Origin of the sequence: Halorubrum aidingense JCM 13560 (genome assembly GCF_000336995.1) — an archaeon.
Taxonomy (GTDB): domain Archaea; phylum Halobacteriota; class Halobacteria; order Halobacteriales; family Haloferacaceae; genus Halorubrum; species Halorubrum aidingense.
Genome location: NZ_AOJI01000022.1, coordinates 399024 through 422511, shown reverse-complemented (window position 1 = coordinate 422511; position 23488 = coordinate 399024). Strand labels below are relative to the sequence as shown.

The 23488-nt window shown below is 69.8% G+C and carries 24 protein-coding genes and 1 tRNA gene; 16 read left to right on the top strand and 9 right to left on the bottom strand.

The genetic code is table 11. From position 1 onward, the window contains the following. Nucleotides 1-505 precede the first annotated feature (505 nt). On the top strand, nt 506-1333 hold the full coding sequence (locus tag C461_RS08945; RefSeq protein WP_008000512.1) for a BtpA/SgcQ family protein: 828 nt from the start codon (nt 506-508) through the stop codon (nt 1331-1333). A gap of 38 nt (nt 1334-1371) precedes the next feature. Here C461_RS08945 and C461_RS08940 read toward each other — a convergent pair whose 3' ends face one another. The 8 genes from C461_RS08940 to C461_RS08905 form a co-directional block, all read right to left on the bottom strand. Beyond that, a complete protein-coding gene (locus C461_RS08940) occupies nt 1372-2499 on the bottom strand; it encodes a carbohydrate kinase family protein (RefSeq protein ID WP_008000510.1) in 1128 nt (375 codons plus the stop codon). 54 nt (nt 2500-2553) lie between these two features. Then, on the bottom strand, nt 2554-3054 hold the full coding sequence (locus C461_RS08935; RefSeq protein ID WP_008000508.1) for a nucleoside deaminase: 501 nt from the start codon (nt 3052-3054) through the stop codon (nt 2554-2556). A 47-nt stretch (nt 3055-3101) separates the two neighbouring features. Beyond that, a complete protein-coding gene (locus C461_RS08930) occupies nt 3102-3422 on the bottom strand; it encodes a hypothetical protein (protein ID WP_008000507.1) in 321 nt (106 codons plus the stop codon). 8 nt (nt 3423-3430) lie between these two features. Beyond that, entirely contained in the window at nt 3431-4108 is a 678-nt protein-coding gene (locus C461_RS08925) for a hypothetical protein (RefSeq protein ID WP_008000504.1), read from the bottom strand. A gap of 2 nt (nt 4109-4110) precedes the next feature. After that, nucleotides 4111-4290: a zf-TFIIB domain-containing protein gene (locus C461_RS08920; protein ID WP_008000503.1), complete on the bottom strand. Its 180-nt coding sequence runs from the start codon at nt 4288-4290 to the stop codon at nt 4111-4113. Nucleotides 4291-4347: 57 nt separating this feature from the next. Further along, nucleotides 4348-5523, bottom strand: coding sequence for an NAD(P)/FAD-dependent oxidoreductase (locus C461_RS08915; RefSeq protein ID WP_008000501.1), 1176 nt, complete (start codon nt 5521-5523; stop codon nt 4348-4350). A gap of 126 nt (nt 5524-5649) precedes the next feature. Then, nucleotides 5650-6573: a cell division protein gene (locus C461_RS08910; RefSeq protein WP_008000498.1), complete on the bottom strand. Its 924-nt coding sequence runs from the start codon at nt 6571-6573 to the stop codon at nt 5650-5652. A 108-nt stretch (nt 6574-6681) separates the two neighbouring features. Continuing rightward, a complete protein-coding gene (locus tag C461_RS08905; RefSeq protein WP_008000496.1) occupies nt 6682-7230 on the bottom strand; it encodes a hypothetical protein in 549 nt (182 codons plus the stop codon). 141 nt (nt 7231-7371) lie between these two features. On the opposite strand from C461_RS08905, the gene C461_RS08900 reads away from it, so the two are divergent. The 14 genes from C461_RS08900 (at nt 7372) to C461_RS08835 (ending at nt 18971) form a co-directional block, all read left to right on the top strand. Beyond that, the gene (locus tag C461_RS08900; protein ID WP_008000495.1) at nt 7372-7965 is read left to right on the top strand and encodes a class I SAM-dependent methyltransferase; all 594 of its coding nucleotides are present in this window, start codon (nt 7372-7374) and stop codon (nt 7963-7965) included. A 120-nt stretch (nt 7966-8085) separates the two neighbouring features. Beyond that, on the top strand, nt 8086-8409 hold the full coding sequence (locus C461_RS08895) for a BolA family protein (RefSeq protein WP_008000493.1): 324 nt from the start codon (nt 8086-8088) through the stop codon (nt 8407-8409). A gap of 10 nt (nt 8410-8419) precedes the next feature. Next, complete coding sequence (locus tag C461_RS08890) at nt 8420-8833, top strand: EamA family transporter (protein ID WP_008000491.1); 414 nt, start codon at nt 8420-8422, stop codon at nt 8831-8833. 43 nt (nt 8834-8876) lie between these two features. Next, nucleotides 8877-9077 carry a hypothetical protein gene (locus C461_RS08885; RefSeq protein WP_008000489.1) on the top strand — a complete coding sequence of 67 codons (201 nt, stop codon included), beginning with the start codon at nt 8877-8879 and terminating at the stop codon, nt 9075-9077. 84 nt (nt 9078-9161) lie between these two features. Beyond that, nucleotides 9162-10568: a class II fumarate hydratase gene (locus tag C461_RS08880; RefSeq protein WP_008000487.1), complete on the top strand. Its 1407-nt coding sequence runs from the start codon at nt 9162-9164 to the stop codon at nt 10566-10568. Nucleotides 10569-10759: 191 nt separating this feature from the next. Further along, complete coding sequence (gene sucC / locus C461_RS08875; protein WP_008000485.1) at nt 10760-11905, top strand: ADP-forming succinate--CoA ligase subunit beta; 1146 nt, start codon at nt 10760-10762, stop codon at nt 11903-11905. Continuing rightward, nucleotides 11902-12771 (top strand): succinate--CoA ligase subunit alpha, encoded by an 870-nt coding sequence (sucD, locus tag C461_RS08870; protein WP_008000483.1) that lies wholly within the window; start codon nt 11902-11904, stop codon nt 12769-12771. Before sucC ends, sucD begins: the two co-directional genes overlap by 4 nt. 99 nt (nt 12772-12870) lie before the next feature. Then, nucleotides 12871-15453: a hybrid sensor histidine kinase/response regulator gene (locus C461_RS08865; RefSeq protein ID WP_008000481.1), complete on the top strand. Its 2583-nt coding sequence runs from the start codon at nt 12871-12873 to the stop codon at nt 15451-15453. A 113-nt stretch (nt 15454-15566) separates the two neighbouring features. Beyond that, the gene (locus tag C461_RS08860; RefSeq protein WP_008000479.1) at nt 15567-15908 is read left to right on the top strand and encodes a hypothetical protein; all 342 of its coding nucleotides are present in this window, start codon (nt 15567-15569) and stop codon (nt 15906-15908) included. Nucleotides 15909-15989: 81 nt separating this feature from the next. After that, entirely contained in the window at nt 15990-16661 is a 672-nt protein-coding gene (gene deoC, locus C461_RS08855) for a deoxyribose-phosphate aldolase (protein ID WP_008000477.1), read from the top strand. A 114-nt stretch (nt 16662-16775) separates the two neighbouring features. Continuing rightward, the gene (locus C461_RS08850; RefSeq protein WP_008000476.1) at nt 16776-17183 is read left to right on the top strand and encodes a DUF2267 domain-containing protein; all 408 of its coding nucleotides are present in this window, start codon (nt 16776-16778) and stop codon (nt 17181-17183) included. A gap of 75 nt (nt 17184-17258) precedes the next feature. Continuing rightward, nucleotides 17259-17342 (top strand) — tRNA-Ser (locus tag C461_RS08845). 65 nt (nt 17343-17407) lie between these two features. Further along, nucleotides 17408-18727: a tRNA (N(6)-L-threonylcarbamoyladenosine(37)-C(2))-methylthiotransferase gene (locus C461_RS08840; RefSeq protein ID WP_008000474.1), complete on the top strand. Its 1320-nt coding sequence runs from the start codon at nt 17408-17410 to the stop codon at nt 18725-18727. A gap of 64 nt (nt 18728-18791) precedes the next feature. After that, entirely contained in the window at nt 18792-18971 is a 180-nt protein-coding gene (locus C461_RS08835) for a DUF7511 domain-containing protein (RefSeq protein WP_008000473.1), read from the top strand. A 206-nt stretch (nt 18972-19177) separates the two neighbouring features. On the opposite strand, the gene C461_RS08830 is transcribed toward C461_RS08835, so the two are convergent. Continuing rightward, on the bottom strand, nt 19178-21280 hold the full coding sequence (locus tag C461_RS08830) for an AMP-dependent synthetase/ligase (RefSeq protein WP_049906480.1): 2103 nt from the start codon (nt 21278-21280) through the stop codon (nt 19178-19180). A gap of 118 nt (nt 21281-21398) precedes the next feature. Between C461_RS08830 and C461_RS08825 the strand changes: the two genes are divergently transcribed. Beyond that, nucleotides 21399-23312, top strand: coding sequence for a helicase C-terminal domain-containing protein (locus C461_RS08825; RefSeq protein ID WP_008000471.1), 1914 nt, complete (start codon nt 21399-21401; stop codon nt 23310-23312). The last annotated feature ends 176 nt before the right edge of the window (nt 23313-23488 follow it).

Genomic DNA, 23488 nt, shown 5'->3' with positions numbered 1-23488 from the left:
CCTCGCCGGTCCGATCGGCGGCCCGGTCGGCGTCGACGTCGAGGGTCATCGCGTTGGAACGGCGTTCGGTCGCGACCGACTTATAAATCGTTGGTGTCAGCGTCGGTGGCGTCGGTGTCGGTGTCGGTGTCGGTGTCGGCGTCGGTGGCGTCGATGGCGCTGACAACGCCACGAACGCTCTGCGAGACTCGTCGATCACTTATAAATCGTTGCCGACGCGAGAACCGCTTCGAAGGCCCTTGCCCGCACGGCACCGCTCCGCACCTCAGGCCTCCCCAGCCTCGCAGTTCGCGCCTTATAAGGCGCGAACTGCGTCCCTCGCGCTCGGCTTCGCGCCGCGTTGCGGCGCTCACCGGAGCGCGCCACCGCACCGCATTTATAAAGATAATTCGTAAAACGATTTATAAACCCGATCTCGACGGCGGCGCCGGGATCGCCGCCGCGGTCGACGCGGTCGGAGCGGGACTGCGGCGTTTATACGACGGGCGTCCGTTCGGTCGGTATCATGGACTTCGAGGCCACGTTCGGCACAGACGCGCCGGTGATCGGCATGGTACATCTCCCGCCGCTGCCCGGCGCACCGAAGGCGCCCGCGGACGGCGAGGCGGCGATGGCGGCGGTGCTCGAACGGGCCGCGAGCGACGCCCGCGCGCTTGACCGCGGCGGCGTCGACGGGATCATGCTGGAGAACTTCGGCGACGCTCCCTTTTACCCCGACGACGTGCCGAAGTCGGTCGTCGCGGGGGTCACGCGTGGCGCGACCGCGGTCGCCGCCGAAACGGACCTCCCGCTCGGGATCAACGTGCTCCGCAACGACGCCGAGGCCGCGATTTCGGTCGCCGCCGCGGTCGGCGCCGACTACGTCCGCGTGAACGTCCACACCGGCGCGCGCGTCACGGACCAGGGAATAGTCGAAGGGAAGGCGCACGAGACGCTCCGCCTGCGCGAGCGACTCGGCGTCGACGTCGGGCTGTTCGCCGACACCGACGTGAAACACTCCGCGCCGCTCACGGCGGCGGGGTACACCGCGGAGTCGTTCGCCGATACCGCCGAGCGCGGCCTCGCGGACGCCGTGATCGCCTCCGGCCGCGGGACGGGCGAGGCGATGGACGACGACGCCCTCGACGCGGTCGTCGCCGAACGCGAGTCGCACGGACTCGACACGCCCGTCCTCGTCGGGAGCGGCGTCCGCGCCGACACGATCGGCGACGTGCTGACCGTCGCCGACGGCGCCATCGTCGGCACGGCGCTCAAGCAGGGCGGCGAGACGACGGCACCGGTCGATTCGGAACGCGTCGCCGAGCTGGTGGCGCGCGCCGACGAGGTTCGGTAGTGGGGACCGGTAACGAAGTCCGGTAACTCCAGACGAGGTCAGTCGCCGGCGTCCTCGTCTGCGCCCCCCATACCCCCCACGCCCTCGCTCCGCTCCGCGAGGAACGCGTCGACCGCCTCGCGGTCCGGCAATCCCGGCTGCGTGAACCGCGTCGTGCAGTTGATCGCGGCGGCCGCGGCCGCGAACCGGACGCCGGCCGCGATTCCCGTGTCCCGACCCGACTCTCGGGCGAGCCACCGGTCTATCAACCCCGCGACGAACGCGTCGCCGGCCCCCGTCGCGTCCACCACGTCGACGTCGAACGCCTCGAACTCGGACCGGTCCCCGCCGGCGACGACGGTCATCTCGTCGGCGCCGTGAGTGAGGACCGCGCGGGGCCAGCCGTCCTCCGGGCCGCCCTCGGAGCCGCCCTTCGAGCCGCGGCGATCCGCCTGCGCCGCGGCGATCCGGTCGACCGCCGCGTCTCGACCGCCGAAGTACGCGGCGGCCGCCACGTCGCCGGCGACGAACAGATCGGCCCGATAGAGCAGTCGGTGGATCGTCCGCGGCTCGGTCCCGCGGCCGACCAGTTCCTCGACCGGCCCCGAGAGGTCGAAGACGAGTCGGGGCCGTCCGCCTCCCTCGCCGTCCTCGTCGCCCTTGCCGCCCTCGCCGTCCTCATCGCCCTTGCCGCCCTCGCCGTCCGAGTCGACCGAGTCGACCGAGTCGACGATCCGGAGGACCTCCCGAGAGACGGCGTCGGGGGTGTAGGCGGTGAGAAAGACCACGTCCGCGGCGGCGATCGCCTCGCGATCGGCCGCGTCGAGCCGGATTTCGCGGAAGCTCGCCCCGGCGGTGACGATGGCGCGCTCGCCGTCCGGATCGCTGAGGATCACGGAGCGCGTCGTGGGGTCGTCGCCGACGCGAACGCGGTCGGCGTCGACGCCCGTGTTCGCGAGGTACTCCCGGGCGCGTCGCCCGTACTCGTCGTCGCCGACGCGGCTGACGAGCCCCACGTCGCGGCCGAGCCGATCGAGCGCGACGGCGACGTTCGCGCCCACGCCACCGAAGGCGGTCTCCACGTCGTTGGCGTAGGCGCCGCCGTCGGGCTCGGGAATGTTGGTGACGGCGTACCACTCGTCGATCGCCGCGGCGCCGACGGCGACGATCTCGGGAGACTCGGTCATTGGTCGCGCAGAGATTCGGGTTGTCGCCGACGCGCCGGCGGGTGGACGCTCACGCTACTGCTCCCCGTAGAACGACCGGTGGAGCGACATCGCCGCCTCCGTCGCGATCGGCCCCTCGACGGTCGTGTCGCCGTCGGCGCGACGGATCACCTCTTCGCAGGGGATCGGGACGACGTCGCCGGAGAGGTCGTTCAGGGTCTCGCCGTCGACGCCGAAGACGACCCGATCGAGCCCGGCGTAGTGGATCGCGGTCGCGCACATGGGGCACGGCTCGGTGCTGGCGTACATCGTACAGCGGGCCCGCTCGTCCGGGTCGAGTTCGCGGGCGGCCCAGCGCGCCAGCGTCATCTCCGGGTGGGCGGCGATGTCGTCACCCGTCCGCGTCTCGTTGTGTCCCTCGCCGACGATCTCGCCGTCGACGACGATGAGCGCGCCGAACGGTGTGTTTCCCGCGTCGACCGACTGCGACGCGAGATCGATCGCCCGGTCGACGTACTCGTACGCGGTGTGTGGGTCGTCGTCTGGTCCCCCGCTCGGGTCGGTGCCGTCGGTCATGGATCGGTGTTCGGCCGGGGTAACCTAACGCTTCGCACGACGGCGGGTCACGACCGACCGGGGTCGGCCTCCGCCTCGCGGTCAGCCGAGGGCTCGCCATCGGACCGGTCCGCCTCGCGTTCCCTCTGGGACCGCCGAACGTCGCGGAGCGCGTCGACGGCGTCGTCGGTCGCCGCGGCCCGGCGCTCCGTCGCGGCGCCCGGATCGAGCCGGTCGCTGCTGCCGCCGGTTCCGTCTGGGCCGTCAGTTTTGTCAGTTCTGTCCGTCTCGTCGGCTTCGCCGGTTCCGTCTTCGACCGTCGATCCGTCATCGTCTCCGCCGCCGAACACATTTGCGGCCCACTCGGCGAGTTTCGAAAAGAGTCCCATGATCGGCCTCAGTAGTTTTTAAACAAGAGCGCCCGCACGTCGTCTTTCGTGCGCGCCGCCTCGACGGTGCCGTCGGGGAGATCGACCTCGTACCGCACGTCGCCGTCGCCCTCGCGCCACTTGTCGTCGTGCGTGTCGAGCAGGCTCATCATCGCGTTGAGCTGGCCGGAACCGCCGTCGTCGGCGGTGGTGTCGCTGCCATCGGCGTCGCTCTCGATATCGCCCTCGCTGTCGTCGTCGAGGTCGATATCGACCCGCGAGAACGGGTCGGCCGCCAGCGTCTCGGCGGCGTCGAGGATCGCGTCGATCAGCGCCGCCTTCGTCATGTCGCTCCGCCCGGCGACGTCGAAGGCGGCGGCGATCGCGTACAGGTCCATCTCGTCGGCGTCGTCCGGGTCGCCGTGCCGCCGGTTCCGCTCGTCGAGTCGCTCGCGGACCGCGTCGCGATCGAAGGTCGGATGCGCGTCTCCGGGGCCGGTTTTCGTCCCAGACTCGGCCGCGTCACCGACAACTTCCGGGTCCGCGGTGCGGTCGGGGTCGTCGACGGCGTCGGCGAGGTCGAGCAGGTACGCCAGCGCGTCGTCCGTGTCGACGGAGGCGTAGGCGCCGGCGTGGGCCGCCGCCAGCTCTTCGCGAAGCGTCTCGATCCGGTCGCGGTGGGCGTCGGTGATGTCGAGCGTGGGCATGGTCAGTCGTGGTCCGTGTGAAATCGCGCGATCGCGTCCTCCCAGCTCTCGACGAGCCGCGGTTCGCCCGAGTGGTCGGCCTCGACGCCGGCGTAGCCGCAGTCGTCGCAGGCGACCGCCGTGGCGCCGGCGAGCGCGAACGTCGACAGCGGGGCGCCGCACCGGGGACACTCGGATGACACGGGAATCAGGTGGAGGGTGGACGCGAGCCCTCAAAAGCGGCGGGGGTCGCCCGCCCGTCAGGCGACGCTCCGTTCGGTGAGCGAGTCCCCCCGGTCGAATCGCTCGCGGTCGAGCGCCGAGACGTCGACGACCGACGGCGCGCCGTCGAACAGGAGGTCCGCGACGATTCGCCCGGTCGCGGGCGCGTGTTGGAACCCGTGCCCGGAGAAGCCCGCGGCCGTCACCAGCCCCGGTCGCGACACTTCGATAACGGGGTGGTGGTCGGGGGTGACCGCGTACAGTCCGGCCCAACCGCGCCGGATCCGGGTCTCCGGTCCGAAGTACGCGGCGCAGTCGGCGGCGCGCTCGACCGCCTCGGCCGCCCACTCGATGTCCATCCCCGTCTCGAAGGCGTCCGGATCGACCGCGGGGTCCGCGTCGGGGCCCTCGCGGTCGGCGAAGTGCCCGCCGACGAGGGCGATCCCGTCCCGCTCCGGACGGAAGTACGAGCCCGTCTCCAGATCGATCGTGAGCGGCGCCGACTCGGGGATCGGCGGCGTCGGCTCGACGACCGCGATCTGGCGGCGACGCGGGGATATCGGCAGATCGACGCCCGCCATCGACCCGACCTCGGCCGCCCACGCCCCCGCCGCGTTGACGACCAGATCGGCCGCGTGTCGCTCCCGCCCGCCCTCCGTCTGGACGTCGACGCCGACGACTCGATCCCCGCGACGTCGGACGTCCGTGACGGCCGCCCCGGTGCGGATGTCGACGCCCAGTTCGCGGGCCGCGGCGGCGTATCCCTGCACGGCGAGATTAGGGTCCGCGACGCCGTCGTCCGGGTTGTACGTGGCCCCGGCGAAGGGCGCCGGATCGATCCCGGACCAGCGCGCGCCCACCTCGGCCGGCGTGAGGTACTCGCTGTCCGCGCCGAGGTCCCGCTGGAGCCGGACGTTCTCCCGGAACCGCTCCGCGACGGCCTCCGTGCGGGCGAGAAACAGGTAGCCGTTCTTCCGGAGCCCGATGTCGACGCCGAACGACTCCTCGAAGCGGTCCCACACGGGTTTGCTCGCGAGCGAGAGTTCGACGTTCACGCGCGTCGAGAACTGCGAGCGGATCCCGCCGGCCGCGCGGGCGGTGCTCCCGCCGCCGAGCGATCCCTTCTCGACGAGGGTCACGTCTGCGCCGCGCTCGGCGGCGTAGTACGCCGCCGAGAGGCCGACGATTCCGCCGCCGATGACGAGCACGTCCATGCGCCCCCGTCGCCCCAATGGGTAATAAGTCTACGACGCGGCCGCCCATTGGAGACGGCGCCCGTGCTCTCGGCAGCGACCGTCGGACGACTGAACGGCGGCCCGATCGGCTGACCAGCGGTCACCTTATTCGCGCCGCATCGTGATCCCGGAGTAGCCGCACGCGTCACACGAGAGCGTCTCTCGCGCCCCGAACGCGTACGCGGAGAGTGACACGCCGCACCGCGGACACGGGTCTCCCGCGGCGAGCGTCGGGTCGTGTCGAACGTCGGCGACGACGATCCGGACGCGCAGTTCGTCTGTGGCCGACTCGTCGACGGCACCGCCCCAGATGACGTTCGCGTCCGCCCCGATACGCGCGCGCACCGCCGCGATCACGTCCGTCGCGGCGGAGATGCTGGTCACCGGATCGACGACGACGTCGACGAGCACCGCGCTCGCGTCGATCGGGTCGACGTCCTCGGGGAGGTCGTCGAACGCCGCCTCGACCGCGGCTGCCGGCGCCTCGCGAGCGGCCGTTCCCGTCCCCAGCGCGGCGACGCCCGAGGAGAGCACCGTCTGCGCGTCGGTGAGGTCGAGGTTGACGAATCCGGGCTCCTGAACGACCGCGAGAAAAGACCGGATCGCGTCCCCGATCGCGACCGATTCGGGCGAGTCGTTGCTCCCGGCAGCCGCGGGCGCTCCCGGTTCGCTGTCGACCATCAGCACCGCGTCGACCCGCTCTGCGAGCGCCGACAGTCCCTCCGCGTCGGCGTCGCCGCCGAGAACGACGGCGACGGTGAACGCGTCGATCGCCGTGAGTGCCCGGAGGGACTCGCTCGCGGCGTCACCGTCCGTCCCGTCCGGCGTCGCGATCGTCGCCGGATCCACGGCGATCACCGCGGCGGCGACGTCGGGAGCGTCGTCGGCGAGGAGGTCGGCCACAGTCACGAACCGGGCGTCGGGGAACGGCTGCCCGGCGAGCGCGTCGGCGTAGCTGCCGACGCCGCAGACGACGACAGAGCCGCCGAGGGCGTCGGCCGTCTCTCGCAGATCGTCCCGTGGATCCATCTGACCGAGTCGTTTCGGCTCCGACGACAAACGTGTTCTCACTCGTCGAGCCGACCGAATTCGGATCGGCGGGCGGCCCGGAGCGGTTCGCCGAGCGGTCGCCTCCCGTCACGGCGGTCCCGTCATCGAGCTACGCGCGTTCCGCCGTAGCTCGGCGCCTATGTGTCGTCTGAGCCAGCGCTCGCCCGCGTCGGGATCGAGACACCTGCCGGCGCGGTGATCGGTGGGGGACACGAAGAGGTTGAGTTCCCGGTGCGCCCAGAGTTCCGTGCGGCCGTTTCCCGTCGGGAAGAGCCGAACGTGGAGTTGCCACCGGCCGCGGTAGCCGTCCGGCCAGACGGCGACGCTTCCCGCCTCGAACACCGTCGTCCCGTTCCGGTCGTACGCCTGTAGCTGTGCGATCGGTAGCTCCGAGCAGCCGAACTCGGTCAGCAGTCGACGCCGGGCCGTCGCCGGCGACACCGTCCACGTGCCGGCGTACTCCACTTCGGGCGGCGCGTGGAGCCCGATCGGACCCCGGCGTAGCGACGGGAACGCGTGGAGGAGCTGCGACAGCCACCGCCGCACCCGCCACGTGCCGCCGACGGGCGCGAACAGCCACCTCGCGGCGACGGACAGCGCCAGGAGGAGTCGACCGAGGAGCACGTCGCGTCGCATACCCGCGCGTTCGTCCGGATCGAGGTTGACTGTGTCGCCGGCGCACGCGTCGGGATCGCGTCCGCGATGCGCCGTGACCGGGGCGCGCCGCTCTCGCGGTCCGATCCCAATAGATAACTTCGAGCGATCGCTACGGCCGACATGGACCGTTTCCAGAACACGGGCCAGCCCGACTGGGACTGGTGGGGCCGCATCTGGCCGACGCCGGGTGCCACGCTCCGCCAACTCGGGCTCTCGCCCGGCGATCGGGTCGCGGAGATCGGGTGTGGAAACGGCTACTTCGCGCTCCCCGCCGCGCGGATCGTCGATCCGGCGAGCGTGTACGCGATCGACCTCGACGAGTCGCTGCTGGCGGAGCTCGAATCGCTCGCTGCCGAGCAGGGGATCGAGAACGTCGTGCCGGTCCGCGGAGACGCCCGCGACCTCGCGGCGCACCTCCCCGAGCCGGTCGACGTCGCGCTGCTCGCGAACGCGTTTCACGGCATCGACGACCGCGCCGGCTTCGTCGAGGGAATCGTCGCGGCGCTCGCCGCCGACGGCCGGTTCGTCGTCGTGAACTGGCACGCCCGCCCGCGCGAGGAGACGACGATCGGTGGCGAGCCCCGAGGCCCGCCGACCGACCTGCGGCTCACCCCGGAAGAGACCCGGCAGGCCGTCGAGAGCGCGAGCGACTTGCGGCTCACCCGCGAGATCGACCTCCCGCCGTACCACTACGGCCTCGTGTTCGAGCGGTAGTGCGACCGGCCCCCCGTTCGCGGCCGGTGTCCCGTCCGCGAGCGTGCGCTCACGTCCGAGCCCGGTCTCTCGTCTGCGATCATGCGGTCGCTTTTTGACGAGCCGGTCCCGATTTGAGGTATGACAATCGAGCCGTCGGAGATAGCGGAGCTCATCGAGGCCGGGATTCCGGACGCCGTCGCCCGCGTGACGACCCCGCGTATCCACGACGACGAGGACGAGGACGCCCACTTCGCGGCGTGGGTCGTCTCGCCCGCGTTCGAAGGGGAGTCGCTCGTGAACCAGCACCAGCGCGTGTACGACGCCGTCGGCGATCACATGACCCGAACGGTCCACGCCCTGGAGATCAAGACGTACACGCCCGAGGACTACGCGGAGCACGGCGACGGGACCCTCGACGACGACCTCCGCGAGGCGGGCCTGCTCCCGGCCGACGAGGAGTGATCGACGGACCGTGAACCACGTCGTCGCACTCGCGCTGCTCGGCGCGGTCGCGTGGGGGTTCTGGGCGGTGTTCGCCGACATCGCGACGCGGTCGATGGCGCCGGAGGCGGCGATGGTCGTCTCGTACACGGTTGGTATCGGCGTCGCCGGCCTGTACATCCTCCACCGCGGGACGAGCGTCCTCGGGAACGACCCGACCGCGGTCGGGATCGCCGCGCTCGCCGGCGTCGCCTCCGGGATCGGCGCGGTCGCGTACTACGCCGCGCTGGAGGCCGGCGCCGCGGGAATCGCGACCACGATCACGGCGATGTACTTCGTCGTCGCCGCCGTCCTCGGTATCGTTTTCCTCGGCGACTCGCTCGCCGTCAGCGACGCGGCGGGGATCGTCGCCGCGGTCGTCGCGGTCGCGCTGATCGCGTACTGATCGGCAGTCCGATTTATAGGTCCGGATCGGCAACTGTCCGGCGATGCGGCTCTCTCCCGAACTGCTGACTCGACTGCGGGACGCGCCGTGGCCGGTCGTCGCCCTCGTCGTCGCCGCGTTCCTCGGCGTGCAGTTCCTCCGCGGAGAGGCGCTCGCCTCGGGATTCGGCTGGGTGTTGGTCCTGTTTCTCGGGATGGTGTTCGCGTTCGTCGGGCTCGCCGGGTGGGTCGCGAACCGGGAGTGACCGCTCGTTCGATCGGCCCCGTCCGTCCCGGCGGATCGCCCCGCATTCAATACCTTTTACCCGGTCTCGCCGGAACCCTCGCCCATGGGTGACGACTACCGCACTGAGGAGGACAGCCTCGGCGAGATGCAGGTGCCGGCGGACGCCTACTGGGGCGCACAGACCCAGCGCGCCGTCGAGAACTTCCCGATCTCGGGGATCCCGATGAGCCGCCGGTTCATCCGCGCGCTCGGCGTGGTGAAGAAGGGCGCCGCGCAGGCGAACCGCGACCTCGGACTGCTCGACGAGGACACGGCCGACGCGATCGTCGCGGCCGCCGACGAGGTGATCGCCGGCGAGCACGACGACCAGTTCCCGGTCGACGTGTTCCAGACCGGGTCCGGCACCTCTTCGAACATGAACGCCAACGAGGTGATCGCCAACCGCGCCGCCGAGATCTCCGGCGCCGAGATCGGCGACCGCGTCGTGCATCCGAACGACCACGTCAACTACGGCCAGTCGTCGAACGACGTGATCCCGACGGCGATGCACGTCGCCGCCCTCGAAGCCGTCGAGAAGGACCTCGTGCCGGCGCTCGAAACGCTCCACGCCGAACTCGAGGCGAAGGAGGCCGCGTTCGACGGCGTCGTCAAGACCGGCCGGACGCACCTGCAGGACGCGACGCCGATCCGACTCGGCCAGGAGTTCAGCGGCTACCGGACGCAGGCCGCCAAGGGGATCGAGCGCGCGACCGACGTGCAGTCGAACCTCCGCGAGCTCGCCCTGGGCGGCACCGCGGTCGGTACCGGACTCAACACGCACCCCGACTTCCCGGAGCTGGCGGCGGAGTACATCTCCGACGAGACGAACACGACGTTCCGCGAGGCCGACAATCACTTCGAGGCGCAGGCGGCCCACGACGCGATGGCGGAGGCGCACGGCGCGCTCCGCACGATCGCGGGCAGCCTCAACAAGATGGCGAACGACCTGCGGCTGCTCGCCTCCGGTCCCCGAAACGGGCTCGGCGAGGTCGAACAGCCCGAGAACCAGCCCGGCTCCTCGATCATGCCCGGCAAGATCAACCCGGTCGTCGCCGAGTCGGTCAACCAGGTTCACAAGCAGGTCGTCGGGAACGACGCCGCCATCGCGGCCGGCGCCGCCCGCGGCGAGATCGACTTGAACCTTTATAAACCCGTCATCGCGCACAACTTCATGGAGTCCGCCGAGCTGCTCGCGAACGTCTCGGAGACGTTCGGCGAGCGCTTCGTCGCGAAGCTGGAGGCCAACGAGGAGCACTGCGAGACGCGCGTCGAGCAGTCGATGGCGCTCGCGACCGCGCTGAACCCCGCGATCGGCTACGACAAGGCGTCGAAGGTCGCGAAGACGGCGTTGAAAGAGGGGAAGAGCGTCCGCGAGGCCGCGATCGAGGGCGGCTACCTCACCGAGGACGAGGCCGACGAGGTGCTCGACCCGGAGGCGATGACCCACCGCGTCATCCTCGGCGACGACTGAGCACGCCACCGCGGTAATTTATAAGCGAGATCGCCGTTCGACATCTCGGTCCCGCATCGCCGGTCGAGACGTCGCCGATCGCTAGACGCGTCACAGTCGATCGATTCGCCGGTGCGCTCGCCGGGGTCGTACCCGGTCGCTCGCGCCGGATCGGCACCATTTAAGCCGCCGTCGGTCGGCAGTTAACACGGATGAAACTACACGAACATCAAGCGAAGACTATCTTCGCGGATGCCGGGATCCCGGTACCGGATTCCCGGCTCGCGACGACCGTCGAGGAGGCGCTCGACGCCGTCGACGAGATCGGTTACCCGGCCGCGATCAAAGCGCAGGTCCACGTCGGCGGACGCGGGAAGGCCGGCGGGATCAAGATCGCGACCGACCGCGACGAGGCCGAGCAGTACGCCGAGGAGATCCTCGGGATGGACCTGAAGGGGTACACGGTCGACCAGGTCCTCGTCGAGGCCGGCGTCGACTTCGTCGATGAGCTGTACGTCGGCGTCACCATGGACCGCGGCGAGGGCGAGCCGGTCCTGATGGTGTCGACGGAAGGCGGCGTCGACATCGAGGAGGTCGCGTCCGAGAACCCGGACGCCATCGCGCGCGAGCACGTCGACCCCGCGTTCGGGCTCCACCCGTATCAGGCCCGGAAGGTCGTCTACGAGGCCGGCGTCGACGCGGACGTCGCGCTCGACGTGGCGTCGATCCTCTCGACGCTGTACGACCTGTACGAGGACAGCGACGCCTCGGAGATTGAGGTCAACCCCGTGATGATCACGAGCGACCGCGACGTGATCGCCGCGGACGCCGTGATGAACATCGACGAGGACGCGCTGTTCCGCCAGCCCGACCTCGCCGAGCTGGCCGAGGAGTCCTACGAGGACGACCTCGAACGCAAGGCCGGCGAGTACGGCTTCGACTACGTCCGCCTGTCGGGCAACGTCGGCATCATCGGCAACGGTGCCGGACTCGTCATGACGACGCTCGACCTGGTCGACTACTACGGCGGCAAGCCCGCCAACTTCCTCGACATCGGCGGCGGCGCGAAGGCCGAGCGCGTCACCAAGGCGCTCGACATGGTCTTTTCTGACCCCAACGTCGACAGCGTCGTGTTCAACATCTTCGGCGGGATCACCCGCGGCGACGAGGTCGCCAAGGGGATCAACGAGGCGCTCGCCGAGTTCGACGAGATCCCGAAGCCGGTCGTCGTTCGACTCGCGGGGACCAACGCCGAGGAGGGGATGGAGATCTTAAACACCGACCTGATCGAGGTCGAAGAGACGCTGGAGGCTGCGGTCCAGCGCGCGGTGAAGAACGCGGAGGAGGTGACCCAATGAGCATTTTCGTCGACGACGACACGCGCGTCGTGGTACAGGGGATCACCGGCGGGGAAGGGAAGTTCCACGCCGGCCAGATGATCGAGTACGGAACCAACGTCGTCGCCGGCGCGGTCCCCGGGAAGGGCGGCCAAGAGGTCGACGGCGTCCCCGTCTACGACACCGTCGACGAGGCCGTGGAGGCGGAGAACGCGGACGCGTCCGTCATCTTCGTGCCGCCGGCGTTCGCCGGCGACGCGATCTTCGAGGCGCTCGACACCGACCTCGACCTCGCCGTCGCGATCACCGAGGGCATCCCGACTCAGGACATGGCGAAGGTGAACAAGCGACTGAGCGAGACCGACACGCGGCTGCTCGGTCCGAACTGCCCCGGGATCATCACGCCCGGCGAGGCGAAGCTCGGCATCCTGCCCGGCAACATCTTCTCCGAGGGCAACGTGGGGCTCGTCTCCCGGTCGGGGACGCTCACCTACCAGGTCGTCGATAACCTCACCGAGCGCGGGATCGGCCAGACGACCGCCATCGGCATCGGCGGGGACCCGATCATCGGGACCTCCTTCATCGACGCTTTGGAGGCGTTCGAGGCCGACAACGAGACCGACGCGGTCGTGATGTGCGGCGAGATCGGCGGCGAGGACGAAGAGCAGGCCGCGAAGTTCATCGGCGAGCACATGGACACGCCGGTCACCGGCTTCATCGCCGGTCGGACCGCGCCGCCGGGCAAGCGGATGGGCCACGCGGGCGCCATCGTCTCCGGCTCCGGCACGGGCACGGCGCAGTCGAAGATCGACGCGCTCAACAACGCGGGCGTCCCCGTCGGCGACACCCCCGAGGAAGTCGCCGACCACGTCGAAGACTTCCTGTAGCGAGCCGACTCACCCGTCCGACTCACCGCCGTTTTTCGGGGTTCTCAGTTTCGGTCATCGGAGCGAAAGGTAAAATTACCCGTGGTGTGACCTGCAGGCATGGATCCCGGGTCCGGAGGCGACCGCGACGGCGTAGCGGACGCTCCCTTCGGCGGTTCGGAACCGGCCGGCGGCGGCCCGCGCCGCGTCCTCTTCGTCGACGACGAACCGGGGGCGGCCGATCTGGCGGCGATCTACGTCGAGCGCCTCGCGGACCGCGTGGAGACCGTGACGCGGACCGATCCGGCCGACGCGCTCGCGGTCGTCGAATCCGAACGGGTCGACTGCGTCGTCAGCGACTACGACATGCCGGGGATGAACGGGCTGGAGTTCCTCGCCGCGGCCCGCGCCGTCGACCCCGGCCTGCCCTTCGTGTTGTTCACCGGGAAGGGAAGCGAAGAGATCGCGAGCGAGGCGATCTCGGCGGGCGTCACCGACTACCTCCAGAAGGGGGTCGGGCGGGACCGCTACGAGATGCTCGCGCACAGCGTGGAAAACGCTCTGAACCGCCGGCGAGCGGAGCGCGACCTCCAGGACGTGAACGCGAAGGTCACCGCGATACACGAGTTCGCCTCCGACGTGTCGGGCGCCGAGAGCGTCACCGAGGTGTTCGATCGGCTCGTCGACGCCGCCGAGGACATCCTCCGGTTCGACCGCTGTATGAGCGCTCGTCGGCGGGGGGATCAACTCGTTCCCGCCGTCCTGTCGGAGAGCGTCGGTGAGGACGAAGTCCGGGTGTTCTCGCTCGGCGAGGGCGTCGTCGGGACGACGGCGGCCGAAGAGCGGACCATGGTGGTCGACAACCTCAGTGTCGACCCCGCGGATCCGGACGACTTGGAAGACCCGGACAACCCCGGGCGACCGGCTCCCGGTTCGAGTGAGGGCGGCGAAACGGTGGACGGCACCCGGCGGGCGGACGATCGGTTCGCGTCCGATCGCGTCGACGGAACGCGCGTGGCCGATCCGGTCGCGGACGATATCCAATCGGCGATCAGCGTCCCGATCGGCTCCTGGGGGGTGTTTCAGGCCGTCTCGGACGGGTACGCCGCGTTCGACGAGCGAGACGTCGAGTTCGCGGAGCTGTTGGCCGCCCACGCGGCCGACGCCATCGAACAGATCGAGACGGAGGCGACGCTCCGCGCGGAGCGAGACCGGTTGGCGGCCCTGTTCGAGGACCTTCCGCTACCGGTCGCGCGGACGGTCGCGACCGACGACGGGAGACGGCGGCTCGACGCGACGAACGACGCCTTCGAGGCGACGTTCGGGTACGCGGCGGCCGACCACGGGTACCAGGAGATCCGCGACGGGATCATCCCGTCGGACGTCGACCCGCTCTCGCCCGGCGCGGTCCTCGCCGACGACGAGCCGCTCCGCGTCGAGGTTCGCCGCCACACGACGGACGGGCTCCGGGACTTCATCCTCAGCGTCATCCCGATCGAGCGGTCGGCGGAGACGACGGTGTACAACGTCTACGCCGACATCGGCGAGCAGAAACGCGTCGAGCGGACCCTCCGGAAGCTCCACGAAACGACCCGCGAGATGTTCCGCGGCGGCGGCCGCGAGGAGATCGCCGCGATCGCCGCGCGGGCGGCGATCGACATCCTCGAGTTCCCGAGCAGCGGCGTCCGCCTGTACGACGCCGACGCGAACACGCTGTGTCCGACCGCCATCAGCGAGGAGGCGACCGACGCGATGGGCGACCGCCCGTCGTTCGGCCCGGGAGAGAGCCTCATCTGGGAGGCGTTCGAAACGGGCGAACCGGTCGTCGTCGACGATCTCGACGCGGTCGACACGGTCGTTGGCTACGGCGACCTCCGAAGCCTGCTCGTCGTCCCGCTCGGTGACCACGGCGTCATGCCGCTGGGCTCGCGCGAGCCGGGGTTCTTCGACGACACCGCGGTCCAACTGGCTCGGGTGTTGGGCGCCAACGTCGCCGTCGCGCTCCGTCACGCCGAGCGGACCGAACAGCTCCGCGAGCGCGACGCGGCGTTACAGCGAGAGGTCGATCGCTTAGAGAAGTTCACCGGGCTGGTCTCACACGACCTGCGGAACCCGCTCACCGTCGCGGCCGGCCGGCTCGAACTGGGTCGGCGCCTCGTCGACGACGAGGACGCGGTGCGCGAACTCGACCAGATCGAGGACGCGCACGACCGGATGGCCCAGCTCATCGACGACCTGTTGGCGCTGACGCGACAGGGACGGACCGTCGACGACTCCGAGCGAGTCGACCTCGCCGAAGCGGCCGCCAGCGCGTGGGGGACCGTCGACACCGGGACGGCGACGCTCGACCCGCCGCCGAGCGGCGTCGAGATCGACGCCGACCCGGAGCGGCTCCGGACGCTGCTGGAGAACCTGTTTACCAATAGCGTCGAACACGGCGCCGCGGAGGGTGACGAGGGCGACGGGTCGAACTCGGGCGTCACCGTCACCGTCGGGGCGCTGCCGGACGGGTTCTACGTCGCTGACGACGGGCCGGGGTTCGACGTCGACCCCGAGGAGGCGACCGCGTACGGCGTCTCCGGCGACCCGCACGGCACCGGGCTCGGACTCGCCATCGTCCGCGAGATCGCGACGGCACACGGCTGGACGCTCGCGATCGACGACCGCGACGGCGCGTGGTTCGAGTTCACGACCGACGCGTGAGTCCCGCCCGAATTCGGTCCCGAACCGGTCTCATTTATAAGGCCACGGCTGGCGTGCGACGGGCGCGCACACCCGGGCCACGATTATGCCCGATTCGCCCGTGTGTAACGCACATGGACGACGGCACCCGCGAGCTACTCGCGCCGCTCCCGCCGAGCGCCAAGTTGGTCTACTACGTCCTCGACGAGGAGGGCCGGTTCGACCAGACCGGGCTCGCCGAGGAAACCCGCCTCTCCACGCGGACCGTCAGGTTCGCGGTGGAGAAGCTCACCGAGGTCGGACTCGTCGAGGAGGGGCTGTGCCCCCGTGACGCCCGCCGATCGGTGTATTCGACCGTCCCCGAATCGGAGCGCCCGACGGACCCCGAAGCGGCGGCCGCGTCGGAGGTCGAACCGGAGACCGCCTCGGAGCCGGACGCGGAGGCGCCGACGGCGACGGCGGTCGCAGAGGACTAACACCGGGACTACGCGGGCCGGCCCTCGACGCCACTTTTCAACCAGAATACATACTTACCGGCTCGAACACAAGGAGGAGACATGTCCTTAGAAGAGACTCTCCGAGCCGATCCAGGCCGAATCGCGTCGATAATCGACCACACGAACGTCGATCCGACCGCGACCGAAGCGGAGATCCGAACGCTCTGTGAGGAGGTTCTCGAATACGGGTTCTGCTCGGCCGTCGTCGTTCCGTACCACGCACCGCTCGTAAGCGAACTGCTCGACGGGGAAGCGAACGTCGTCGCGGTGATCGGGTTCCCGTACGGGATACAGAACTCGAACGCCAAGCGAAGCGAAGTCGAAGCGCTCCTCGAGCACGTCGACGAGTTCGACATGGTGATGAACAGAACCGCGTTCGCGAACGGCGACGACGATCTCGTCGTCGACGACGTCAGCGCGGTCAAAGACGCGGTCGGCGAGAAGACGCTGAAATGCATCATCGAATCACCGACACTGACACCCCCGGAGATACGCCGAGCCGCCGAACTCGTCGAAGCGGGCGGCGCCGACTTCGTGAAGACGGCCGTCGGGTACGACGGTCCGACGGACGCCGGAGAGATAACCGCGATCCGAGACGCGATCGGTTCAGCCACCGAAATCAAGGCGTCGGGCGGGATATCCAGCTTCGACGAGGCGCTCGAGATGGTGGCCGCAGGGGCGACTCGGATCGGCGCCTCTTCGGGGGTCGCGATCTGCGAAACGACGCGGTAGGCACCGATTTCTACCGCCGGTGCCGTCTCGTCGTCGATCGGGCTCCGGCGGTTCGGTCTCCAGCCGGTAAAACTATTAGTACAATTGACATTCTTCCGGGGTGTACGTCCGCGTATGAACTTCGATGAGTTCACCGGCGAAGTACAGCATCGCCTCGAGCTGCCCGGGACGGGAGAGACGGTGCGGGCGATCCGGGCGACGCTCATGACGCTCGGTCAGCGCATCCCGGAGGGGAACGCGGAGGACCTCGCCGCGTCGCTACCGATCGAGATCAAGTGGTACCCGACGGGCGCGGTCGACGAACACGGCCAGCGCTTCGACTGGCAGGAGTTCGTCGACCGGGTGAGCGAGATCGAGCGAGCGGACCCGGCCGACGCGGCCTATCACGCTCGGGTAATCATGGACGTCGTTCGGTCGCAAGTCCCCGAATCGGACTTCCACCAGCTCAGGGATCTGCTCCCCGAGAGCGAAGACACCGAAAACTGGGGGAGTCTCTTCGAACTCGTCGACGCCGAGAACTGAAGCGGGTCGGGGCGGCGTCGATCGGTCGGCCCCGATACCGCTCCGCAACCCGCTTCACGGACCGAGAAGTCCACCGGTGGGATGACAGAGTGGACGAACGTGCCTGCCTGGAAAGCAGGTGGCTGAAAGGCCTCGTCGGTTCGAATCCCACTCCCACCGCCTCCGAGGCGCCCGACCCCGATCCGTCGTCCTTTTGGCCGCGCATCGAGTAGTGCGCCCACTCGATGGCGACGTATCACATCGAAACGTACGGCTGTAGTTCGAACCGGGGTGAGAGCCGGGAGATCGAGCGCGCGCTTCGCGACGGCGGTCATCGGCCGGCCGAGGGCCCCGAAGACGCCGACGTCGCCATTCTCAACACCTGTACGGTCGTCGAGAAGACGGAGCGGAACATGCTGCGGCGCGCCGAGGAACTGGCCGCGGAGACGTCGGACCTCGTCGTCACCGGCTGCATGGCGCTCGCGCAGGGCGAGCAGTTCCGTGAGGCCGAGATCGACGCCGAGATCCTCCACTGGGACGAGGTGCCGACCTACGCGCTCAACGGCGAGTGTCCGACGGTCACCCCCGACGCGGAGCCCGTCTTGGACGGCGTCGTCGGCATCCTCCCCATCGCTCGCGGCTGCATGAGCAACTGCTCGTACTGCATCACGAAGTTCGCGACGGGCCGGGTCGACTCCCCGTCCGTCGAGGAGAACGTCGAGAAGGCCCGAGCGCTGGTCCACGCCGGCGCGAAGGAGATCCGCGTGACCGGCCAGGACACCGGCGTCTACGGCTGGGACAACGGGGACCGCAAGCTGCCGGAGCTGCTCGACCGCATCTGCGACATCGACGGCGAGTTCCGGGTCCGCCTCGGCATGGCGAACCCAGGCGGGATCCACGGGATCCACGAGGAACTGGTCGGCGTGTTCGCGCGCAACGAGGAGCTGTACAACTTCATCCACGCCCCGGTCCAGTCGGGCTCGGACGAGGTTCTGGCCGACATGCGCCGGCAACACCGGGTCGACAAGTTCCGCGAGGTCGTCGCCGAATTCGACGACCGGCTCGACCACTGGACCCTCTCGACCGACTTCATCGTCGGCTTCCCGACGGAGACGGCCGCCGACCACGAGCGGTCGATGGACCTGCTCGCAGAGGTCCGCCCCGAGAAGATCAACGTCACCCGCTTCTCGAAGCGTCCCGGCACCGACGCCGCCGACATGAAGGGGCTCGGCGGGACGGTGAAAAAGGAGCGCTCGAAGGCGATGTCCGAGCTGAAAATGGAGGTCGTCGGCGAGGCGTACGAAGCGATGGTCGGCGAGACCTTCGAGGCGCTCGTCGTCGAGGAGGGCACCGGCGACTCCGTGAAGTGTCGCGACGGCGCCTACCGCCAGATCATCGTCCAGAACGCGGCGGAGCGCGGCGTCGCGGTGGGCGATTTCCTCACCGTGGAGGTGACCGGCCACAACACCGTCTACGCGTTCGCCGATCCGGTCGGCGAGGACGACGGCGAGAGCGACGACGCGGTCGAGGACGACCTCGCGGAGTCGGCGGCGTCGTCCGTGTAGCCCGTTTCGGTCGGCGTTAGGGACCGGATTACCATATCGGGGGGAGTCGCATGCGCAACCAGCGATGAGACCGAGCGAAGACTCCCAACGCCAGGAGGAGACGATCGAGGCGACGTTCGCGCGGTACGACGACAGACCGGACGAGTGTACCCTCCACCCGGCAGTCCCCGACGAGGGGAAGCGGACCACCGAGTGGGTGACGGCGCGCCACGGCGCGTACGTCTCGCTCGCCGTCTGGCGCTGAGACGGTTACCGTCTGACGCCGAGGCGCCGACGCGACCCGACGCCGGTGCCCCGGTGGCAGCTGTCACTCGGTCAGAACTGCTCATCGGGCCGGTAGGCCCAACCTACTGGCGCTCTTCGGAGCGGTTTCCGGCGCGAGAGCGGTCCGACCACACCGCACCGGTCGCTCTTCGCGAGACGCTCTCGGGCGCCTCCTCCTGCCGCCGCTCACCCCTGATAAATAACGTCGATCTCGTCGGCGAATCGATCGAGGATGTTCCGGCGCTTCTTTTTCATCGTCGGGGTGAGCAGGTCGTTCTCCTCGGTGAACTCCTCTGGAACCAGCCGGAACTGCTTGATCTGCTCGTACGGCTCGAACTCCTCGTTCACGCGGTCGACCTCTTTTTGGATGCGCTCGCGGACCCGCTGGTCTCGACAGATCGCTTTGCGATCTCCGGGGATGTCGATACCGCGCGTCTCCGCCCACGACTCGACCCGCTCGAAGTTCGGGACGATCAGCGCGGAAACGAACTTCCGCGAGTCGCCAAGCACGACGCACTGCTCGACGAACTCGTTCGCGGCGAACCGGTCTTCGATCGGTCCCGGCGCGACGTTCTTCCCGGTCGAGAGCACGAGCAGTTGCTTCGCGCGCTCCCGGAAGGCGACGTAGCCGTCGGGCCGGAGCTGTACGATGTCGCCGGTGTGGAACCACGGCCGGGCGGCCGCGTCGCCCGCTTCGTCGTCGCCCTCGTCACCGCTCCCCGCGCCGACGCGCTCGTCCGGCGCCGTCCCCGCAACGACGGCGTCGTCCGGGAGCCGGTCCGGCGCCGTGAACGCCTCGGCGGTCGCCTCGGGCTTGTTCCAGTAGCCGTCGGTCACCTGCGGGCCGCGCACGAGGAGCTCGCCCACGTCGCCGGGCACGTCCGCGGCCTCCTCCCCGACGACCGAGCCGTCGATCGCGATTTCGGTGTCGACCACCGGCGGGCCGATGGTCCCGACCTTCGGCTCCTCGGGCGGGTTGACGCAGATCACCGGCGAGGTCTCGGTGAGCCCGTACCCCTCCAGTATCGGCAGGTCCATCGCGTGGTACAGCGCGCACAGCTCCGCCGACAGCGACCCCCCGCCGGAGATGAAGAAGTCGACGTTGCCGCCGATCGCCTCGCGAACCGACGAGAAGACGAGCGCGTCCGCGAGCGATCGCTTCGCGTCGAGGATCACTCCCGGATTCTCGGTCTCGTGGTGGGTCCGTCCCACGTCGACCGCCCACTCGAAGATGCGCGCTTTCACCGGCGACGCGCTGGCCTGATCGCGGATCGCGTCGTACAGCTTCTCGTAGACGCGCGGAACGCTCGTCGTCGTCGTCGGGCGTACGAGCCCGAAGTCCTCCCGGAGCGTGTCCGGGCTCTCGGCGTACCCGACGGTCGCGCCCGCCGCGAACATCATGTAGTGGCCGGCCATCCGCTCGAAGACGTGCGCGAGCGGGAGAAACGAGAGCGTCGTCGACGCGGCGGAGATCCCGGGCGTCTCGGGGTCGCGGTCGGGGCGATCGGCGAACCGCCGGTAACACTGCGAGACGTTGTCCCGGAAGTTCGCGTGCGTGAGTCGAACGCCCTTGGGTTGCCCCGTCGTACCCGACGTGTAGATGAGGCTCGCGAGGTCGTCGAGGTCGATCGCGTCGATCCACGACTCGTAGGTCGCTTGGTCGAAGGCGTCGGCCCCCAGTTCGTGGACCTCGCCGAGCGTGTACACGTCGTCTGCGTCGAGCGAGGACGCGCCGGCGGCGCCGGCGTCCGCCCCGACGTCGAGGTCCTCCCTGTCGACGTCGTCGAAGGTGACGACGGCGTCGACCTCGTGGGGGAGGTCGTCGACGACGGCGAGCACCTCGTCGAGCAGGTCGCGGTTCTCGGCGACCACGACGGTCGCCTCCGGGTCCGCGAGCAGGTATCGCACCTGACTCGGCGACGAGGAGGCGTACACGGTCGTCACGGTCGCGCCGGCGGCCAGCGCGGCGAAGTCGGTCTGTGCCCACTCCATGCGGGTCTGCGCGTAGAGGGCGACCCGCGTGTCGGCGTCGACGCCGATCGCTCGGAAGCCGGCGGCGAGGCGCCGAACGATCGCGCGCATCTCGGCGTACGTCACGTCGGCGTACTCGCCCGCGTCGGCCGGCGAAAGCACGCCCGCGGAGACCAGCGAACGGTCGTATATCCCGCCTTTGTACCGCTGTGCGAGCCGGTCGGCGTGGCGATCGGCGGACCGCTCGAACATGCGCGGGAGCGTCTCCCGGACGACGGCGTCGTCCGTGAACGTCCGTTCGGCCTCCTGCCAGTTCATACTCGATTCGTCCCGGTCGATCGTCATAAACGATCCGGTAGTTCCTAGTTTTATCGGCGTCACCGCCGTCGGCGGTCCCAAGCGAGGGTTTAATTCCGAGAGCGCGCGAGGGGTGGCTGTGGACCCCGATCGGATCCCCGCCGAGTTCCCCGCCCCGAGCTTTCGCGGCGCCCAAGAGCGGGCGGTCGCGGACATCCGCGACGCCTACGCCGCCGGCAACGACGTGGTCTTGGTGCGCGCGCCGACGGGCAGCGGGAAGTCGCTGCTCGCCCGAGCGATCATGGGCGCGGCCAGCACCGTCGACGAGACGGCGCCGAGCGAGGCGACCGGCGCCTACTACACGACGCCGCAGGTGTCGCAGATCGACGACGTCGAGGCCGACGACCTCCTCGACGACCTGGCGGTGATCCGCGGGAAATCGAACTACGACTGCATCCTCCCCGGCGAACACGACACGCCGGTCAACCGCGCGCCCTGCGTCCGCCAGCAGGGGTTCGACTGCTCGGTGAAACACCGCTGTCCGTACTTTTCGGACCGCGCGATCGCTTCGGGGAACCGATACGCCGCCATGACGCTCGCGTACTTCATGCGGACCGCCGGCTCCGACGTGTTCCGCAAGCGCGACGTGGTCGTGATCGACGAGGCGCACGGGCTCGCGGAGTGGGCCGAAATGTACGCGACGATCGAGCTCTCGCCGGACCGCGTGCCCGTCTGGGACGAGGTCGGCGTGCCCGACGTCGAGGCCGACGCGGGCCCCGAGGAGGACGCGCTGGACCGCACCGCGCGGTTCGTCGCGTCCCTCCGTGACGTGGCCAAGCGCGCGAAAGACGAGCTGACGGGTCGACCGGAGCTCGACCGCGAGGAGGTGGCCCGTCGGGACCGACTCGGCGAGCTGATCTCCGAGCTCGGGTGGTTCTTGGAGGACTACCGCGACCCACAGTCGCCGACGACGTGGGTCGTCGACCAGCCCGACGGCGAGGGGTCGGCGCTCGCGATCAAGCCGCTCGACCCCGCGCGCTACCTCCAGCACACGGTGTGGGACCGGGGCAACAAGTTCGCGCTGCTTTCGGCCACCATCCTCTCGAAGGACGCGTTCTGCCGCGGCGTCGGCCTCAACCCCGCGAACGTCGCGCTGGTCGACGTCGAGCACACGTTCCCGCTCGCGCACCGCCGGCTGTACGACGTGACGCAGGGATCGATGACCTACGAGCACCGCGACGAGACGGTGCCGAAGATCGCCCGCCTCGTCGTCCGGCTGATGGCCGAACACCCCGACGAGAAGGGGCTGATCCACGCGCACTCGTACGACATCGCCGGGCGACTCGTCGAGAAGCTCGGCGAGTTCGGCGTCGCCGCCCGAGTGCGGCGGCACAGCCGGGCGAACCGCGACGCGGAGTTGGACGCGTGGAAGGCGAGCACGGAGCCGGAGGTGTTCGTCTCCGTGAAAATGGAGGAGGCGCTCGACCTCAAAGGCGACCTCTGCCGGTGGCAGGTCGTGTGTAAGGCGCCGTACCGCAACACCAACGACTCGCGGGTCGCTCGCCGGCTCGCCGACGACCAGTGGGCGTGGTACCACCGCACCGCGCTGCGGACGGTCATTCAGGCCTGCGGGCGCGTCGTCCGCGCGCCCGACGATTACGGCGCGACGTACCTCGCGGACGACTCGCTGCTCGATCTGTTCGACCGGGCGAAAGCCGACACCCCGCCGTGGTTCCGCGATCAGATCGAGGCGATGACGACCCCGACGCTACCCGCGTTCGACCCCGGCGCCGCGCTCGCGGGAATCGACGCCGAGCCCTCCGGGCCGGCGCGGGCGGGCCGCCGCCGCGGAGCGAGCCCGGGCGGATCGACTCGGGGCGGCGACACCAGTAGCGGGAGCGGCGACGGCAGCGACCGCGGCGCCGGTACCGGTTCGGGAACGGGAGGGCGCGGCGGCTCGTCCGGGGGCGGCGACGCGACGCGGACTCGATCGGAGGCGGACGCCGAACGCCGCCGGAACCACCCGCTTTCCGACATCTGGGGCGATGGCTAACGAGGGTGCTCCGGCGGCTCGCGAACGCGGGGCTCGGTTACAACAGCGAGACGCCCCACACCGCCATGGAACTCACCATGAGGAACGCAAAGAACAGCGCGAAGACCTGTTGTCGGTTCATACGTTCGGTACGACGGTCGCGAGTGATAATTCCTCCGGGCCGCCGCGGGTAGTGA

Excerpts from the sequence above, each read along its gene's own strand:
- C461_RS08945 (WP_008000512.1), top strand. The coding sequence starts at position 506 with ATGGACTTCGAGGCCACGTTCGGCACAGACGCGCCGGTGATCGGCATG.
- C461_RS08940 (WP_008000510.1), bottom strand. The coding sequence starts at position 2,499 with ATGACCGAGTCTCCCGAGATCGTCGCCGTCGGCGCCGCGGCGATCGAC.
- C461_RS08935 (WP_008000508.1), bottom strand. The coding sequence starts at position 3,054 with ATGACCGACGGCACCGACCCGAGCGGGGGACCAGACGACGACCCACAC.
- C461_RS08930 (WP_008000507.1), bottom strand. The coding sequence starts at position 3,422 with ATGGGACTCTTTTCGAAACTCGCCGAGTGGGCCGCAAATGTGTTCGGC.
- C461_RS08925 (WP_008000504.1), bottom strand. The coding sequence starts at position 4,108 with ATGCCCACGCTCGACATCACCGACGCCCACCGCGACCGGATCGAGACG.
- C461_RS08915 (WP_008000501.1), bottom strand. The coding sequence starts at position 5,523 with ATGGACGTGCTCGTCATCGGCGGCGGAATCGTCGGCCTCTCGGCGGCG.
- C461_RS08910 (WP_008000498.1), bottom strand. The coding sequence starts at position 6,573 with ATGGATCCACGGGACGATCTGCGAGAGACGGCCGACGCCCTCGGCGGC.
- C461_RS08905 (WP_008000496.1), bottom strand. The coding sequence starts at position 7,230 with ATGCGACGCGACGTGCTCCTCGGTCGACTCCTCCTGGCGCTGTCCGTC.
- C461_RS08900 (WP_008000495.1), top strand. The coding sequence starts at position 7,372 with ATGGACCGTTTCCAGAACACGGGCCAGCCCGACTGGGACTGGTGGGGC.
- C461_RS08895 (WP_008000493.1), top strand. The coding sequence starts at position 8,086 with ATGACAATCGAGCCGTCGGAGATAGCGGAGCTCATCGAGGCCGGGATT.
- C461_RS08885 (WP_008000489.1), top strand. The coding sequence starts at position 8,877 with ATGCGGCTCTCTCCCGAACTGCTGACTCGACTGCGGGACGCGCCGTGG.
- C461_RS08880 (WP_008000487.1), top strand. The coding sequence starts at position 9,162 with ATGGGTGACGACTACCGCACTGAGGAGGACAGCCTCGGCGAGATGCAG.
- sucC (WP_008000485.1), top strand. The coding sequence starts at position 10,760 with ATGAAACTACACGAACATCAAGCGAAGACTATCTTCGCGGATGCCGGG.
- sucD (WP_008000483.1), top strand. The coding sequence starts at position 11,902 with ATGAGCATTTTCGTCGACGACGACACGCGCGTCGTGGTACAGGGGATC.
- C461_RS08865 (WP_008000481.1), top strand. The coding sequence starts at position 12,871 with ATGGATCCCGGGTCCGGAGGCGACCGCGACGGCGTAGCGGACGCTCCC.
- C461_RS08860 (WP_008000479.1), top strand. The coding sequence starts at position 15,567 with ATGGACGACGGCACCCGCGAGCTACTCGCGCCGCTCCCGCCGAGCGCC.
- deoC (WP_008000477.1), top strand. The coding sequence starts at position 15,990 with ATGTCCTTAGAAGAGACTCTCCGAGCCGATCCAGGCCGAATCGCGTCG.
- C461_RS08850 (WP_008000476.1), top strand. The coding sequence starts at position 16,776 with ATGAACTTCGATGAGTTCACCGGCGAAGTACAGCATCGCCTCGAGCTG.
- C461_RS08840 (WP_008000474.1), top strand. The coding sequence starts at position 17,408 with ATGGCGACGTATCACATCGAAACGTACGGCTGTAGTTCGAACCGGGGT.
- C461_RS08835 (WP_008000473.1), top strand. The coding sequence starts at position 18,792 with ATGAGACCGAGCGAAGACTCCCAACGCCAGGAGGAGACGATCGAGGCG.
- C461_RS08830 (WP_049906480.1), bottom strand. The coding sequence starts at position 21,280 with ATGAACTGGCAGGAGGCCGAACGGACGTTCACGGACGACGCCGTCGTC.